General features: G+C 46.4%; 14 protein-coding genes. 7 read left to right on the forward strand and 7 right to left on the reverse strand.

Annotated features, from left to right (window positions below; all coding sequences use genetic code 11):
• Positions 1-283: 283 nt before the first annotated feature.
• The 3 genes from hemG to KIO97_RS20040 are packed head-to-tail and all read right to left on the reverse strand — an operon-like array spanning position 284 to position 2,948.
• A complete protein-coding gene (gene hemG, locus KIO97_RS20030) occupies positions 284-811 on the reverse strand; it encodes a menaquinone-dependent protoporphyrinogen IX dehydrogenase (protein WP_285383793.1) in 528 nt (175 codons plus the stop codon).
• 9 nt (positions 812-820) lie between these two features.
• Positions 821-2,278: a TrkH family potassium uptake protein gene (locus KIO97_RS20035; protein WP_285383794.1), complete on the reverse strand. Its 1,458-nt coding sequence runs from the start codon at positions 2,276-2,278 to the stop codon at positions 821-823.
• A gap of 46 nt (positions 2,279-2,324) precedes the next feature.
• A complete protein-coding gene (locus tag KIO97_RS20040; protein WP_038885255.1) occupies positions 2,325-2,948 on the reverse strand; it encodes a YigZ family protein in 624 nt (207 codons plus the stop codon).
• A gap of 268 nt (positions 2,949-3,216) precedes the next feature.
• On the opposite strand from KIO97_RS20040, the gene fadB reads away from it, so the two are divergent.
• The 3 genes from fadB (at position 3,217) to KIO97_RS20055 (ending at position 7,795) form a co-directional block, all read left to right on the forward strand.
• Positions 3,217-5,388 (forward strand): fatty acid oxidation complex subunit alpha FadB, encoded by a 2,172-nt coding sequence (fadB, locus tag KIO97_RS20045; protein WP_005426040.1) that lies wholly within the window; start codon positions 3,217-3,219, stop codon positions 5,386-5,388.
• A 14-nt stretch (positions 5,389-5,402) separates the two neighbouring features.
• Positions 5,403-6,578, forward strand: coding sequence for an acetyl-CoA C-acyltransferase FadA (gene fadA / locus KIO97_RS20050; RefSeq protein ID WP_050904781.1), 1,176 nt, complete (start codon positions 5,403-5,405; stop codon positions 6,576-6,578).
• Between the two features lie 236 nt (positions 6,579-6,814).
• Positions 6,815-7,795, forward strand: coding sequence for an MDR family oxidoreductase (locus KIO97_RS20055; RefSeq protein ID WP_050904780.1), 981 nt, complete (start codon positions 6,815-6,817; stop codon positions 7,793-7,795).
• A gap of 73 nt (positions 7,796-7,868) precedes the next feature.
• Here KIO97_RS20055 and KIO97_RS20060 read toward each other — a convergent pair whose 3' ends face one another.
• Positions 7,869-8,810 carry a LysR family transcriptional regulator gene (locus KIO97_RS20060; RefSeq protein ID WP_045371864.1) on the reverse strand — a complete coding sequence of 314 codons (942 nt, stop codon included), beginning with the start codon at positions 8,808-8,810 and terminating at the stop codon, positions 7,869-7,871.
• A gap of 167 nt (positions 8,811-8,977) precedes the next feature.
• On the reverse strand, positions 8,978-9,160 hold the full coding sequence (locus KIO97_RS20065; protein ID WP_005426049.1) for a hypothetical protein: 183 nt from the start codon (positions 9,158-9,160) through the stop codon (positions 8,978-8,980).
• Positions 9,161-9,292: 132 nt separating this feature from the next.
• Between KIO97_RS20065 and tusA the strand changes: the two genes are divergently transcribed.
• Entirely contained in the window at positions 9,293-9,541 is a 249-nt protein-coding gene (gene tusA / locus KIO97_RS20070) for a sulfurtransferase TusA (RefSeq protein ID WP_005426051.1), read from the forward strand.
• 44 nt (positions 9,542-9,585) lie between these two features.
• On the opposite strand, the gene KIO97_RS20075 is transcribed toward tusA, so the two are convergent.
• Together KIO97_RS20075 and KIO97_RS20080 are read right to left on the reverse strand one after the other, a co-directional pair.
• Positions 9,586-9,846: a hypothetical protein gene (locus KIO97_RS20075; RefSeq protein ID WP_005426054.1), complete on the reverse strand. Its 261-nt coding sequence runs from the start codon at positions 9,844-9,846 to the stop codon at positions 9,586-9,588.
• 159 nt (positions 9,847-10,005) lie between these two features.
• The gene (locus KIO97_RS20080; RefSeq protein WP_285383795.1) at positions 10,006-10,560 is read right to left on the reverse strand and encodes a TMEM165/GDT1 family protein; all 555 of its coding nucleotides are present in this window, start codon (positions 10,558-10,560) and stop codon (positions 10,006-10,008) included.
• 483 nt (positions 10,561-11,043) lie between these two features.
• Between KIO97_RS20080 and glyQ the strand changes: the two genes are divergently transcribed.
• The 3 genes from glyQ to KIO97_RS20095 all read left to right on the forward strand — a co-directional run bounded on the left by glyQ (position 11,044) and on the right by KIO97_RS20095 (position 15,554).
• Positions 11,044-11,961 carry a glycine--tRNA ligase subunit alpha gene (glyQ, locus tag KIO97_RS20085; RefSeq protein WP_009842813.1) on the forward strand — a complete coding sequence of 306 codons (918 nt, stop codon included), beginning with the start codon at positions 11,044-11,046 and terminating at the stop codon, positions 11,959-11,961.
• A gap of 13 nt (positions 11,962-11,974) precedes the next feature.
• Entirely contained in the window at positions 11,975-14,056 is a 2,082-nt protein-coding gene (gene glyS, locus KIO97_RS20090) for a glycine--tRNA ligase subunit beta (RefSeq protein WP_045398804.1), read from the forward strand.
• Between the two features lie 244 nt (positions 14,057-14,300).
• Positions 14,301-15,554 carry a valine--pyruvate transaminase gene (locus tag KIO97_RS20095; protein ID WP_038885246.1) on the forward strand — a complete coding sequence of 418 codons (1,254 nt, stop codon included), beginning with the start codon at positions 14,301-14,303 and terminating at the stop codon, positions 15,552-15,554.
• Positions 15,555-15,636 lie beyond the last annotated feature (82 nt).

The raw sequence follows: 15,636 nt of genomic DNA on the forward strand, positions 1-15,636 counted from the left end.
TATATTGTTAAAGAGCTTTTCGATTGAGCTTTGCTCAAATCGGACGGCCATTTTAGCGAGTTAAAGTTTAGTGTCAATCACTTTTTTCAAACTTTTTTCAAGCGTTTCCGCTTGGCTAATTGGCTTGCTAACTCAACCTCGTTTCTTTCGAAGCGTTGCCGTGTCAGCGAGGTGGCATTATAGAGATTGCGATCACATTGGCAAGCCCTTTTTCTCGTTTTTTTTGATTTTTTTATCGTTCGGATAAATTTGCATCAAAAGCGGTCAAAAGAGCACGTTATTTCTACAGTTCTTTGAATTTATCTGCGAAAAAAGCCACTTTTTCCCAATTGGTGTATTCCACCTCTTTGGTCGTATCGGTTTCGCCACCAGTCATCGACATAATGAACTTAATCATAGTTCTATCGAACCAGCTGTAACGTGGGTAATAAAGTGCACCGGCAAAAACACCGATTAAGGTTGGTTTCCATGGCGACTTGGTTAGGAACTTACGAATGTAAGCGCTGCCTTCTGGCGTATCCTTTCCTTGGTCTTCTTTGCGAGCGGTTAGATTCACACAGAAAAATGCCACTTTGCTTTGCTCTAGTTGAGTTAGGTTTTTCTCAATAAACTGGTATAGCTTCTTATTAAGATGGCCATAACGAATAGACGCTCCAATCAATACTCTGTCGTATTGGCTGAAATCCATCGCCTCTACATTATGTAAATCCACCAGCTCGCAATCGAAGTCTGGTAGTTGTTCATCTATATAGTGGAGAATTTTTTTCGTCTGCCCTTCACGGGAAGAGTATAGAAATAATGCTTTTGCCACGATTTCCCCTTAGCTACGCCAAAACGTCGGCGTCAGTAGTATAAGTAAGGTAAAGATTTCCAAACGACCAAACAGCATAGAAACAATCAATACCCATTTTGCTTTATCGTTAACATCACCAAAGTGAAGTGCCACTTCTCCTAAGCCAGGGCCAAGGTTATTCAATGTTGCCGCTACCGCGGAGAACGCACTTAGTTCATCCATTCCAGTAGCAATCAAACACAGCATGCAAACCACAAATACCAGCGCATAAGCAGAGAAGAATCCCCAAACCGCATCAACGACACGTTGTGGTAGTGCACTGCCACCTACTTTAATGGTGTAAACCGCACGCGGGTGAACCAAACGCTTTAGCTCACGCGCACCTTGTAAGGTCAGTAGCAAAATACGGATCACTTTCATGCCGCCGCCTGTCGAACCAGCACAGCCACCTATAAAAGAAGAGAACAATAGCAACACTGGTAAGAACAATGGCCAATCAGCAAAGCCGGTCGTTGTAAAACCTGCAGTTGTAGATATAGACACGGTTTGGAAGAGCGCTTGGTCAAAAGCGTCATATGGCGAGTCATACGAGTGGTGGTTCAATAATAATAAGAAGCACACTAAAAACAGGACAACTTGTATAAAGATGAAGGCGCGGAACTCTGGATCTTTCCAATAGTATTTAGGATGCACGCCGCCGGACGCAAACGCGGCGAAGTGCAAAGAATAGTTACATGCCGATATCAACAAGAAGACAACGGTAATCATGTTAATGGCATAGCTATCGAAATAGCCCATGCTAGCGTCGTGTGTGGAAAAACCACCGATGGCAATCGTAGAGAAGCTATGACTAATAGCATCAAACGGTGTCATACCTGCTAACCAAAATGCCAAGGCACACGCAATAGTCAGACTCAAATAGATGTACCACAGCGCTTTTGCTGTTTCTGCAATACGTGGAGTCATCTTAGTGTCTTTGACTGGACCCGGTATTTCAGCTCGATACAGCTGCATACCACCGATACCAAGAACAGGAAGAATCGCTACCGCCAATACGATGATACCCATACCACCAAACCACTGTAGAAGCTGGCGATAAAAGAGAATCGCTTTTGGTAGTTCGTCCAGTCCGACAATAACCGTCGCGCCTGTAGTCGTTAAGGCAGAGAAAGACTCAAAAAATGCATCAGTCACAGATATATTGGGATTATCTGAGATCAGAAAAGGGATAGAGCCTGCACTACCAAGTACGGTCCAGAAAAGAACCACTATAAGAAAGCCATCACGCGCTTTTAGCTCATGCTTGTGCCTGCGGTTTGGGAACCAACATATCCCACCACACATTAAAAGCACGAAGAAAGTCGTGACAAATGGTACACCGGCACCATCCCGATAGATAAGCGCTACCAGTGCTGGTGCGAGCATTGTGACACTAAAAAGCGCGAGCAATAGCCCGACGATTCGAATAATTGAACGAAATTGCATGGATTGATTGACTAGCGAAGCTGTCCCTGTGGCTTCCTATTTTTCATTATTGTCCGTCTAGTGGGGTGACAACTGCCTTTGCACCACTTTTGTTGATGATAGCTTGGGTAAACGCGCTCACTTCACGTAGCTCAATTTCCACCACTAATACCACCTGATCGCTGTATTCAGCATCCACTTCAACCGCGCCAAACTGGGGCATGAGTGACTGTGCGATAGGCATAAACCCATAGTCTAACTCTAGTCGGAGTTTTGTGGTTATTTTTTTCTCAATTGTTTGAAGCAGCTTGAGCGCTTGTTGCACACCACCACCATAAGCTTTGACCAAACCACCCGTACCAAGCTTGATGCCGCCAGAATATCGAGTAACCACCGCGGTGATCTCACCAACTCCAGAGCCAGACAGCTGAGCGAGGATCGGTTTACCAGCCGTCCCTGATGGCTCTCCATCATCACTAAAGCCCCACTTCATCGAATCTTCTGGTCGACCAGCAACAAATCCCCAGCAGTTATGCCTTGCATCAGAGTGTTTGGTTTTGATCTGCTCAACGAATGCCTTCGCAGCTTCCACGCTGGGCGTATGAGCTAAGTAAGTAATAAAGACACTCTTTTTGATCTCTTCTTCAAATTGAGTGGGCTGGGCAGGAATCAGATAAGGCAGGTCATTCATAGGATTAGGTCACTTTTCTCTTTGTTCAAAGTCTATCACGAGACGGAATTGTGAGTCGCATAAGATCTGCACCAGCGCACAATGTTAAACACTTGTTTAAAAAATGTATTGAAATTAACCAATCCGAGGTCCAAACTAACTCCACTGGTCAAACCAGAACAACAAATATAACGACTTTCCTCTATATCTATTTGTTGCCCTACAGGCGCTCAGCCCGCATCAAATCGGTATACAGACAATCCAAGATTGTATGTCATGGAGATAGACAATGATTTACCAAGCCGAAACCCTACAGGTAAAGGAAGTACAAGATGGCATTGCAGAGCTTAGCTTCTGCTCTCCAAAATCCGTTAACAAGCTCGACCTAGCGACACTAGAGTCACTCGACAAGGCCCTTGATGCACTAAAAGCACACCAAGGACTGAAGGGCTTGATGCTCACCTCAGATAAAGACGCGTTCATTGTTGGCGCTGATATCACCGAATTCTTAGGTCTTTTCGCTAAGACAGACGCTGAACTCGATCAGTGGCTGCAATTTGCTAACAGCATCTTTAACAAGCTGGAAGACTTACCGGTCCCGACTATCTCGGTACTAAAAGGTCACACGTTAGGTGGCGGTTGTGAGTGCGTGCTTGCAACTGACATGCGAATTGGTGACAAGACCACCAGCATCGGTCTGCCAGAAACAAAACTGGGCATCATGCCGGGCTTTGGTGGTTGTGTGCGTCTGCCACGTGTTATTGGCGCCGACAGTGCGATGGAAGTGATCACACAAGGCAAAGCGTGTCGTGCGGATGAGGCATTAAAGATTGGTCTTCTGGATGCGGTTGTCGACAGCGACGCACTTTACGAGTCAGCACTCAAGACAATTACCTCGGCAATCAACGAGAAGTTGGACTGGCAAGCTCGTCGTAAGCAAAAGACATCACCACTTACGTTAAGTAAGCTCGAATCAATGATGAGCTTTACCATGGCGAAAGGTCTGGTGGCACAAAAAGCAGGTCCTCACTACCCAGCACCAATGACTGCCGTTATTACTATTGAAGAAGGCGCTCGCTTCGCTCGTAACGAAGCACTCGACATTGAGCGTAAACACTTCGTAAAACTGGCTAAGTCTGAAGAAGCAAAATCACTGGTTGGTTTGTTCCTTAACGACCAATACATTAAAGGGCTTGCTAAAAAATCCGCTAAGTCAGCGAGTAAAGACACGCAACGTGCCGCTGTGCTTGGTGCGGGCATTATGGGCGGCGGCATCGCCTACCAATCTGCATTAAAAGGCGTACCGGTGTTAATGAAAGACATCGCGCAACCTTCACTCGATTTAGGCATGACTGAAGCATCTAAGCTACTAAATAAACGCTTATCTCGTGGTCGCATTGATGGCTTTAAGATGGCTGGTATTTTAGCGTCTATCACACCAAGCCTACATTACGCAGGCATCGAAGAATCAGACGTGATTGTTGAGGCCGTAGTAGAAAACCCGAAAGTAAAAGCAGCAGTTTTGAGTGAAGTGGAATCACATGTCGGTGACGACACGGTTATCACCTCAAACACCTCGACGATTCCTATCAATCTATTAGCGAAATCACTAAAACGCCCAGAAAACTTCTGTGGCATGCACTTCTTCAACCCAGTGCACCGCATGCCTCTTGTTGAGATCATCCGTGGTGAACATACCTCTGATGAAACCATCAATCGTGTTGTTGCGTACGCAGCGAAAATGGGTAAATCACCAATTGTCGTTAATGACTGCCCTGGGTTCTTTGTAAACCGCGTATTGTTCCCATACTTTGGTGGCTTCAGCATGCTACTTCGCGATGGTGCTGACTTTACGAAAATCGACAAAATTATGGAGCGCAAGTTTGGCTGGCCGATGGGACCTGCATACTTGCTCGATGTCGTTGGTATTGATACAGCTCACCACGCACAAGCCGTTATGGCGCAAGGCTTCCCTGAGCGTATGGGTAAACAAGGTCGTGACGCGATCGATGCACTATTCGAAGCAAGCAAATACGGTCAAAAGAATGGCAGTGGCTTCTACAGCTACACCATAGATAGAAAAGGTAAGCCGAAGAAAACCTTCTCTGAAGAGATCTTGCCGGTGCTCGCTGACGTTTGTGCCGATAAGCAGGACTTTGACGATCAGACCATCATTCAACGTATGATGATTCCGATGATCAACGAAGTGGTACTGTGTCTACAAGAAGGCATCATTGCCACTCCACAAGAAGCGGATATGGCATTAGTTTACGGTCTTGGTTTCCCTCCATTCCGCGGCGGCGTATTCCGCTACCTAGATAGCGTAGGTATCGCTGAGTTTGTTGCAATGGCAAAACAATACTCAGAGCTTGGTGCTATGTACCAAGTACCACAGATGCTGATTGATATGGCGGCGAAAGGTGAAAGCTTTTACGGTGCACAACAGCAAGGTTCTATCTAAGGAGGGATTCTAAAATGACTAATCAAACAAGAAATGTTGTCGTAGTTGATTGTCTACGTACGCCAATGGGTCGCTCTAAAGGTGGTGCTTTCCGTCATACACGAGCAGAAGATCTGTCTGCGCGCCTAATGAAAGGTATTCTTGCGCGTAACCCACAGGTAAACCCAAGCGAGATTGAAGATATCTACTGGGGCTGTGTACAACAAACCCTAGAACAAGGCTTTAACGTGGCACGTAATGCCGCGCTGCTTGCTGGCCTACCAATTGAGATTGGCGCCGTGACGGTTAACCGCTTGTGTGGTTCATCCATGCAAGCACTTCACGACGGTACACGTGCCATCATGACGGGTGATGCTGAAATCTGCCTAATTGGTGGTGTTGAGCACATGGGACACGTACCAATGAACCACGGCGTGGACTTCCACCCTGGCATGTCAAAGACGGTTGCAAAAGCAGCAGGCATGATGGGCTTAACGGCAGAAATGCTTGGTAAGCTGCATGGCATTAGCCGTGAACAACAAGACGAATTTGCTGCGCGTTCTCATGCTCGTGCACATGCTGCAACCGTAGAGGGTCGTTTCAAAAACGAAATCCTACCAATTGAAGGTCATGCGGCTGACGGCACGCTGTTCACTCTAGATTACGATGAAGTGATTCGCCCTGAAACATCCGTTGAAGGTCTGTCTCAACTTCGTCCTGTTTTCGACCCAGCAAACGGCACAGTAACAGCCGGTACATCATCGGCGCTGTCTGATGGTGCATCAGCAATGTTGATCATGAGTGAAGAGAAAGCCAATGAGCTAGGCCTAACGATTCGCGCACGTATTAAAGGTATGGCAATTGCCGGCTGTGATCCTTCTATCATGGGTTACGGTCCTGTACCTGCGACGCAAAAAGCACTCAAGCGTGCTGGTCTTTCAATTGAAGACATGGATGTGGTTGAGCTAAACGAAGCATTTGCCGCGCAGTCTCTACCATGTGCGAAAGACTTGGGTCTGCTTGATGTGATGGATGAGAAGGTCAACCTTAACGGGGGTGCGATTGCATTGGGTCACCCGCTTGGTTGTTCTGGCTCACGTATCTCAACAACGTTAATCAACCTTATGGAAGCGAAAGACGCGAAATACGGTCTGGCAACCATGTGTATCGGTTTAGGCCAGGGTATTGCGACCGTATTTGAACGACCTTAGGTTATTTGAGAATCACAGCAAATACTCCAATACTGAAAAGTTTTAGGTTTACACTTAAGGGCGGCATCTAATGTCGCCCTTTGTTTTACGCCAAACATTGCTTACATGCACAATAAGCATACATTAAATGCTCAAGTTTCATTTTATTCATAGACAAAGAAGACATACACTTAGCAGCAGTTGATATCTTGCTGCATGTGACCCAGAGTCACGCTACCGCACAATCGGAGAACCTTATGTTTAATGCTCTAGTTCTAAATCAAGAAGACAAACGCACTATCGCTAGCATCGAGCAAATCGATGAAACACAACTGCCTGAAGGCGACGTTCTGATTGACGTTGATTACTCATCGTTGAACTACAAAGACGGCCTTGCAATTACAGGTAAAGGTAAAATCATCCGTAACTTCCCGATGGTGCCGGGTATTGACCTAGCAGGTACAGTAGTAAGCTCAGAAGACCACCGCTACCAAGCAGGCGACAAAGTTGTTCTTACTGGTTGGGGTGTAGGTGAAAACCATTGGGGCGGTATGTCTCAACGTGCTCGTCTAAAAGCGGATTGGCTAGTACCACTACCAAAAGGTCTAGACAGCAAGAAAGCAATGATGGTGGGTACTGCTGGCTTCACTGGCATGCTATGTGTTCAAGCACTGCTTGATGCAGGCATCAAACCTGAAAATGGCGAAATCCTAGTAACTGGCGCAAGTGGCGGTGTAGGCTCAGTAGCCGTAACGCTTCTAGCACAGCTTGGCTACAAAGTTGCTGCAGTGACAGGTCGCGTAGAGAAAAATGGCCCACTACTAGAAAAACTTGGTGCTAGCCGTATCATCGACCGCGTTGAATTTGAAGAGCCAGCACGCCCGCTTGAAAAGCAAGTATGGGCAGGTGCCGTTGATACTGTGGGCAGTAAAGTACTAGCAAAAGTATTGGCACAAATGGATTACAACAGTGCAGTTGCGGCTTGTGGTCTTGCAGGTGGCTTCGATCTACCGACGACAGTGATGCCATTCATTCTACGTAACGTTCGTCTACAAGGTGTGGATTCTGTTTCATGCCCATTTGAAAAACGTACTGCAGCATGGGAAAAATTGGTTGAGCTACTACCAGACAGCTACTTCGAACAAGCTTGTACTGAAGTTGAACTAGCAGAAGCACCAAAATACGCTGAAGACATCACAAACGGCCAAGTAACTGGTCGTGTGGTTATCAAGCTATAAGCGTTAACCCTTTAATAGAATAAACAAAGCCGGGTCATTGCCCGGCTTTTTGCTATTTCGATTTTCGGAAAAATCAGTCCAATCCCATATCTTCAATTCGCTTGGCAATAAGACGACTACATTCTTCACGAACCACCGCACGCAACCATTCTTGAGCGGGAGAGTGCTCGCAACGTGCGTGCCAAATCATCGAATATTCAAACGGCGTGAATTGGAATGGTAATGGCTTCACCACCAAGTCATAACGATCAGCAACCAAGTACGCTAAATCGGCAGGTACGGTAATGATAATTGGCAGAGTATCGACAATCGCTAGCGCTGCTTCCAAGTGATAAGCGCGCAATACCATCTGGCGTTGTGGCTTCTCCACCAGCGCTTGCTCAATCAGTGCCTTAACCCCATCACTGATGGCGATCATGGCATGCGGGTGACTGAGATAATCATCCAGACTCATCTCTTTGTCAGCTAGCGGATGCTGCTTAGAGAGCAGACACAACACACCAACTCGCCCTAACACTTCACTGCGTAATGGTTCCACTGGACCTGTAGGACGACAAATCGCTAAGTCCGCGCCTTCGTATGTTAATTGATCAGATAAACGGTCATGTTGCAGCGGCAAGAAGTTAAACGACACGTTCGGCGCTTCCTGATAGATACGTGGCAAAGCGAAAGGCAGAATGGTTTGCATTGCGTAGTCAGTCGTGGCGATATTAAACGTCTGATCGCAACTGCGTGGATCAAACTCGCGTGGAGAAAGTAATTGGCGCAGTGATTCCAGCGGCTCACCCAAAGAGCGATCAATTTCTAACGCTTTTTGAGTTGGGATCAAATGCTGACCTTGACGAGTAAACAGTGGGTCACCAAGCAGATCACGTAAACGCCCTAGCACACGACTCATTGCCGATTGGCTTAAATTGAGACGCGTTGCAGCTTTACTTACACTGCTCTCTTCGATCAGCACACGTAACGCAACCAATAAGTTCAGATCTCGACGATAAATGTCTTCTAATTCCACGATTTGCCACTTAACATGTAGGGGATTTAGATAAATTGTACTCTTCAGGCAAAAAAAATCCCGCCTTTCAGCGGGGAAGCCCAAGAAAAATGGGGATAGTGTCGGAATGAAGTGTCGTTAAAATTGGTGAGCTGTATATCAATAGGTTCCGATTACAGCAAGAAGCGCTAATTTTCTTGCTCAGATGCACCTGACCATTTGTGCATCTCAATCCAAATCCCAATAATTGTTGCACTCATGCCTACGAGAGGCATCAATGAGGTTTCACCTGGCGTCCTAAGTACCAATGCACAGAACGAGATGAAACATAAAACCGAATAGATGGTTAGTCTGTCTAACGCTGTTAACATCGTCTCTCCTTGCCAGTTGTTACCAAATTGTTAATTTAAGGTAAATCAAAAAATTCGGTTTGCCAAGTGGTTATTGAATATTTTTTCAACGAAAGTAAAATTCAATGCTCAGTTAGTTACGAGAATCACACTATGAGTTTTAATCCTGAACTGGCGACCAAAACATTAGAGGCGGAAGGATTACGCTGCCCAGAGCCAGTGATGATGGTCAGGAAGACAATTCGAAACATGCAAGATGGTGAGGTATTGCTAGTGAAAGCGGACGACCCATCTACGACTCGAGATATCCCGAGTTTCTGTCGATTTATGGATCACCAGTTGATAGCGGCACAAACGGAACAACTTCCATACCAGTACCTGATCAAGAAAGGTTTGGAATAATCTCAGCAAGATCAAAAACGGCAGCCTATTGGGCTGCCGTTTGTTTATTCATCGTATTCTAGTGTGCGAACTTCAGATTGTAGCTTGTTCAGTTGCTTTCTCATTGCACGCATCTCTTCGTGCATTGGGATAATATGCGCGACTCGAATCCAAGCCTCTACCGTTAGACCGGTAAGGATGAAGGTCCCTGCCACAATCGGCAGCCACATATCAGTCAGCACCATAGCCAACAAGCACAACGCCAAACCAAAGGTGAATAAATAACTCTGACTCTTTGGGGACATCCCCATATAACGTGTAAGCATAAACTTGCCCTCTCGCCATCATTCACACCATTAAAGTACCATGACAAGTATGGCACTAATATGTCACCCGTCACGGTCTTGAACGATTTTAAGCCAGAGTTTGAATTCGCGCATTACTTCACTAGTTATTGATAATTAACACCATTTACGTGGAAAAAATCAGAATAGTGCTGCACCAATAGCAAGAGCAACAAACAGGAATGCGGTCACCTTACGAATCAACCCTAAAGGCATCTTATCGGCCGACAATTTACCAATCAGGACCACAGGTACATTCGCCAGCAGCATACCAATCGTGGTGCCAAGAATCACCCAACTCAATGCATCTGCGTATTGCGCACCCAAGATAGAAGTCGCAATCTGAGTCTTATCGCCAATCTCCGCAACGAAGAAAGCAATAAAACTGGCAATGAATGGACCACGGTTGGAGATCTGCTCGTCGTCATCCAGTTTATCTGGGATCAACACCCAAGCCGCCATGGCGACAAAACTGACCACCAGCACCCATTTGAGAACTTCAGGCGAAAGATAGTCGGCCACCACCACACCTAACCATGCAGCCAAAGCGTGGTTGGCAATGGTTGCCAAAAAGATTGCTGCAACAATAGGGATTGGCTTGCGGTAACGACTGGCAAGTAATAGAGATAGCAATTGGGTCTTATCGCCAATTTCTGCTAACGCTACAGTAGTAATTGAAATAGCTAAAACGCTCACGACATGCTCATTGGGGCGGGATAATTATTTTTAACCATAGACAAACCTCACGCCCCACCCCGGTTCGTGATGATTTGTCTAAGGTCTTGCTAAACTCATCGGGCTGATGAGTCTCGAGCGCCATGGTGATTTTGCACCAATTATGTTGACGAACGAACCGGATGAAACAGACATTTCATCGAGTAAGCTACTCCCCAAAGACAGGCGCAATTCTAGCCACCTTTTTCCACCACCTCAAGAGCGAAAGCCAGCGAAAACTCCCTTTTAAGAAAAATTCAGCAGATAACGCGGTAAAAATCCATTAAAGGAGAAAATTGCCCACGAATTAATCAAGATTAGCTCTACTCCCATGCTCAATATCTGGGTATACTTGATTGTTAATTTATTCAACCGTAATTACTTTGAATCGCCATTGTTGAGGCAAGAAAACCCAACAAAAGAGACGAATTCACGAGTAATAAGAGAATCGCGCGAACCTGACTTATGCAAAAATACGATATCAAAACCTTCCAGGGAATGATCCTCGCGCTGCAGGATTATTGGGCTCAGAATGGTTGTACCATTGTTCAACCACTAGATATGGAAGTTGGTGCGGGTACCTCTCACCCAATGACCTGTCTACGAGCACTTGGCCCAGAGCCAATGTCTACAGCTTACGTACAACCTTCACGTCGTCCTACTGATGGCCGTTATGGTGAAAACCCTAACCGTCTTCAGCACTACTACCAATTCCAAGTAGCGCTAAAACCATCGCCAGACAATATCCAAGAGTTGTACCTAGGTTCTCTAGAGGTTCTTGGTGTCGACCCACTTGTTCACGACATTCGTTTCGTAGAAGACAACTGGGAAAACCCTACACTAGGCGCATGGGGTCTAGGCTGGGAAGTTTGGCTAAACGGCATGGAAGTGACTCAGTTTACTTACTTCCAACAAGTTGGCGGCCTTGAGTGTAAGCCAGTCACTGGTGAGATCACTTACGGTATCGAACGTCTGGCAATGTACATCCAAGAAGTAGACTCTGTTTACGACCTAGTTTGGAATATCGCACCAGACGGCAGCAAAGTGACTTACGGTGACATCTTCCACCAAAACGAAGTAGAGCAATCGACTTACAACTTCGAGCACGCAGACGTTGACTTCCTATTTGGTTTCTTCGAACAGTGCGAGAAAGAGTGTAAAGAGCTGCTTGAGCTTGAAAAGCCACTGCCACTACCTGCTTACGAGCGCATTCTAAAAGCGGGTCACGCATTCAACCTACTAGACGCGCGTAAAGCGATCTCAGTAACTGAACGCCAACGTTACATCCTACGCATCCGCAACCTGACGAAAGCAGTTGCAGAAGCATACTACGCATCGCGTGAAGCTCTAGGCTTCCCAATGTGTAAGAAAGAACAAGCGTAAGGGGCAGAGTAACATGGCAAAAGAATTTCTAATCGAGCTAGGTACAGAAGAGCTACCACCAACGCAACTTCGCACTCTAGCTGAAGCATTCGCAGCAAACTTCGAAGCAGAACTAAAAGGCGCTGAGCTTGCTCACGAAGGCGTGAAATGGTTCGCGGCACCTCGTCGTCTTGCACTAAAAGTAGCAGCACTAGCAGACAGCCAGTCTGACAAAGTTGTTGAAAAACGTGGCCCTGCGGTTTCTGCAGCGTTTGACGCGGAAGGCAACCCAACAAAAGCAGCTCAAGGCTGGGCTCGCGGTTGTGGCATCACGGTTGACCAAGCAGATCGCATGGTTACAGACAAAGGTGAATGGCTACTGTTCAAACAAGAAGTGAAAGGTCAGCCAACGTCTGAGATCGTAGTTGAACTTGCAGCGAAAGCACTAGCAAACCTACCTATCGCAAAACCAATGCGCTGGGGCAACAAAACGACTCAATTTATCCGCCCAGTTAAGACGCTAACCATGCTAATGGGTAGCGACCTAATCGAAGGCGAGATCCTTGGTGTCGCTTCAGACCGCACAATCCGTGGTCACCGCTTCATGGGTGAACAAGAGTTCACTATCGATTCTGCTGAGCAATACCCTGCGATCCTAGAAGAGCGCGGTAAAGTAATGGCAGATTACGAAGCGCGTAAAGCAATCATCCTAGCTGACGCACAAAAAGCGGCAGCAGCGGTTGGCGGTATCGCTGACCTAGAAGATGACCTAGTAGAAGAAGTAACGTCTCTGGTTGAATGGCCAGTGGTACTAACAGCGAAGTTTGAAGAAGAGTTCCTAAAAGTACCTTCTGAAGCGTTGGTTTACACCATGAAGGGTGACCAGAAGTACTTCCCCGTCTATTCACATGAGAATGGCGATGAAAACAAGAAGCTACTGCCTAACTTCATCTTCGTATCGAACATCGAATCAAAAGAGCCTCGTTACGTAATCGAAGGTAACGAGAAAGTAGTTCGCCCTCGTCTTGCTGACGCAGAGTTCTTCTTCAACACAGACCGTAAGCGTCCGCTTATCGACCGTCTACCTGAACTAGAGCAAGCGATCTTCCAAAAGCAACTGGGTACGATCAAAGACAAAACAGACCGCATCACAGAACTTGCTGGCTACATTGCTGAGCAAATCGGTGCTGACGTCGAGAAATCAAAGCGTGCTGGTCTACTAGCAAAATGTGACCTAATGACCTCAATGGTATTCGAATTCACGGATACTCAAGGTGTTATGGGTATGCACTATGCTCGTCACGACGGTGAAGCAGAAGAAGTTGCAGTAGCACTGAACGAGCAATACATGCCTCGTTTCGCAGGTGATGAACTGCCATCAAACGGCGTTTCAACAGCCGTTGCAATGGCAGACAAGCTAGACACTATCGTAGGTATCTTCGGTATTGGTCAAGCACCTAAAGGCAGCGATCCATTCGCACTACGCCGCGCATCTCTAGGTGTACTACGTATCATCGTTGAATACGGCTACAACCTAGATCTTGTTGACCTAGTGGCGAAAGCGAAATCACTATTTGGCGATCGCCTAACTAACGACAACGTTGAACAAGACGTTATCGAGTTCATGCTTGGTCGTTTCCGTGCTTGGTACCAAGACGAAGGCTTCAGCGTAGACATCATTCAAGCGGTTCTAGCGCGTCGTCCAACGAAACCAGCTGACTTCGACCAACGAGTTAAAGCAGTTTCTCACTTCCGTGAACTAGAAGCAGCAGAGTCTCTAGCAGCAGCGAACAAACGTGTAGGTAACATCCTAGCGAAATTCGACGGCGAACTAGCAGCAGACATTGACCTAGCACTTCTACAAGAAGACGCAGAGAAAGCACTAGCAGAAAGCGTTGAAGTAATGACAGAAGCGCTAGAGCCAGCATTTGCTACAGGTAACTACCAAGAAGCCCTAAGCAAGCTAGCTGACCTACGTGAACCAGTTGATGCGTTCTTTGATAACGTAATGGTAATGGCAGACGACGAAGCACTTAAGAAGAACCGTCTAACACTACTGAACAACCTGCGTAACCTGTTCCTACAGATCGCAGATATTTCTTTGCTTCAAAAGTAATTCATTACTCTTCGAAGTGATTAAGAAATAAGTAAAAGGGAAGCAGATGCTTCCCTTTTTTGTTGCTCTTTTTTCCTTTTCATCTCGTACCTCTGGTCTGATGACACACTTTTTTCTTTTTCGGCTTAATTCACACTTTGCGTCGTATAGACATTAAGGTAAGGTCAAGGATTATCCTATTGACCAGTCAAAGACTGGCGTTAAGACACATAAAGCAATCACAATGAATTAGGTATAACGACAAATGCAGTTCTCAAAGTTTGGTGAAAAATTTAATCAGTATTCAGGTATCACGCAGTTAATGGACGATTTGAATGATGGTCTGCGCACACCAGGTGCCATCATGCTCGGTGGAGGTAACCCAGCCGCCATTCCTGCCATGCTCGATTACTTTCGCCAAGCCAGTGAGGAAATGCTCGCCAGTGGGGAGCTCGTCGCCGCCCTCGCCAACTACGATGGTCCGCAGGGCAAAGATGCGTTCGTTAAAGCGCTGGCTCAGTTATTCCGTGAAACTTACGGCTGGGATATTTCCGAGAAAAACATCAGCCTAACTAACGGCAGCCAAAGTGGCTTTTTCTACTTGTTCAACTTGTTGGCAGGTAAACAGCCAGACGGTTCGCACAAGAAAGTGCTACTGCCTATCGCGCCTGAGTACATAGGTTATGGTGACGCAGGTATTGATGAAGATATCTTTGTCTCATACCACCCAGAGATCGAACTGTTGGATAACGGTCTGTTTAAATACCACGTCGATTTTGAGCAGCTAAAAGTTGATGACTCTGTTGCGGCAATCTGCGCGTCTCGCCCAACCAACCCAACGGGTAACGTACTGACAGACGAAGAAGTACGTAAGCTGGACAAGCTAGCACGTGAGAACAACATTCCTCTGATCATTGATAACGCCTACGGTCTGCCGTTCCCGAATATCATTTTTGAAGATGTCGAACCGTTCTGGAATGAAAACACCATCCTGTGCATGAGCTTATCTAAACTTGGCTTGCCGGGCGTGCGTTGTGGGATTGTGATCGCGAGTGAAGAAATCACGCAAGCGTTGACCAATATGAACGGCATCATCAGCCTAGCACCGGGCAGTGTTGGTCCAGCGTTGGCAAACCACATCATTGGCAAAGGCGATCTGCTTAAACTGAGCTCAGAGGTGATTAAGCCGTTTTATAAGCAGAAGTCGCAACGTGCGGTTGAACTGCTCCAAGAAGCGATTACCGATGAGCGCTTTCGTATTCACAAACCGGAAGGCGCTATCTTCTTGTGGCTATGGTTTGATGAACTGCCAATTACGACAATGGAACTTTACCAACGCTTGAAAGCGCGTGGGGTCTTGATTGTTCCGGGTGAATACTTCTTTATTGGCCAGAAGGACGAGTGGGATCATGCGCACCAATGCTTGCGTATGAACTACGTTCAAGACGATGAGATGATGCAAAAAGGCATTGCGATTATCGCTGAAGAAGTTGAAAAAGCTTACCGCGAAGGTAAATAGACCGATTAAACTCAGCCGTTGTTCTCTTTGAAATTAAGGCTTTGAAATTGCGGCTTTGAAAGCCCCAAACTAAAAAGAGCGC

The sequence above is a fragment of the Vibrio sp. B181a genome, assembly GCF_030248375.1.
GTDB classification, from domain to species: Bacteria; Pseudomonadota; Gammaproteobacteria; order Enterobacterales; family Vibrionaceae; genus Vibrio; species Vibrio campbellii.

Bases quoted from the DNA above. Each gene is read 5' to 3' on its own strand.
- KIO97_RS20035 (WP_285383794.1), bottom strand. From the start codon at position 2,278: ATGCAATTTCGTTCAATTATTCGAATCGTCGGGCTATTGCTCGCGCTT.
- KIO97_RS20040 (WP_038885255.1), bottom strand. From the start codon at position 2,948: ATGAATGACCTGCCTTATCTGATTCCTGCCCAGCCCACTCAATTTGAA.
- fadB (WP_005426040.1), top strand. From the start codon at position 3,217: ATGATTTACCAAGCCGAAACCCTACAGGTAAAGGAAGTACAAGATGGC.
- fadA (WP_050904781.1), top strand. From the start codon at position 5,403: ATGACTAATCAAACAAGAAATGTTGTCGTAGTTGATTGTCTACGTACG.
- KIO97_RS20055 (WP_050904780.1), top strand. From the start codon at position 6,815: ATGTTTAATGCTCTAGTTCTAAATCAAGAAGACAAACGCACTATCGCT.
- KIO97_RS20065 (WP_005426049.1), bottom strand. From the start codon at position 9,160: ATGTTAACAGCGTTAGACAGACTAACCATCTATTCGGTTTTATGTTTC.
- tusA (WP_005426051.1), top strand. From the start codon at position 9,293: ATGAGTTTTAATCCTGAACTGGCGACCAAAACATTAGAGGCGGAAGGA.
- KIO97_RS20075 (WP_005426054.1), bottom strand. From the start codon at position 9,846: ATGCTTACACGTTATATGGGGATGTCCCCAAAGAGTCAGAGTTATTTA.
- glyQ (WP_009842813.1), top strand. From the start codon at position 11,044: ATGCAAAAATACGATATCAAAACCTTCCAGGGAATGATCCTCGCGCTG.
- glyS (WP_045398804.1), top strand. From the start codon at position 11,975: ATGGCAAAAGAATTTCTAATCGAGCTAGGTACAGAAGAGCTACCACCA.
- KIO97_RS20095 (WP_038885246.1), top strand. From the start codon at position 14,301: ATGCAGTTCTCAAAGTTTGGTGAAAAATTTAATCAGTATTCAGGTATC.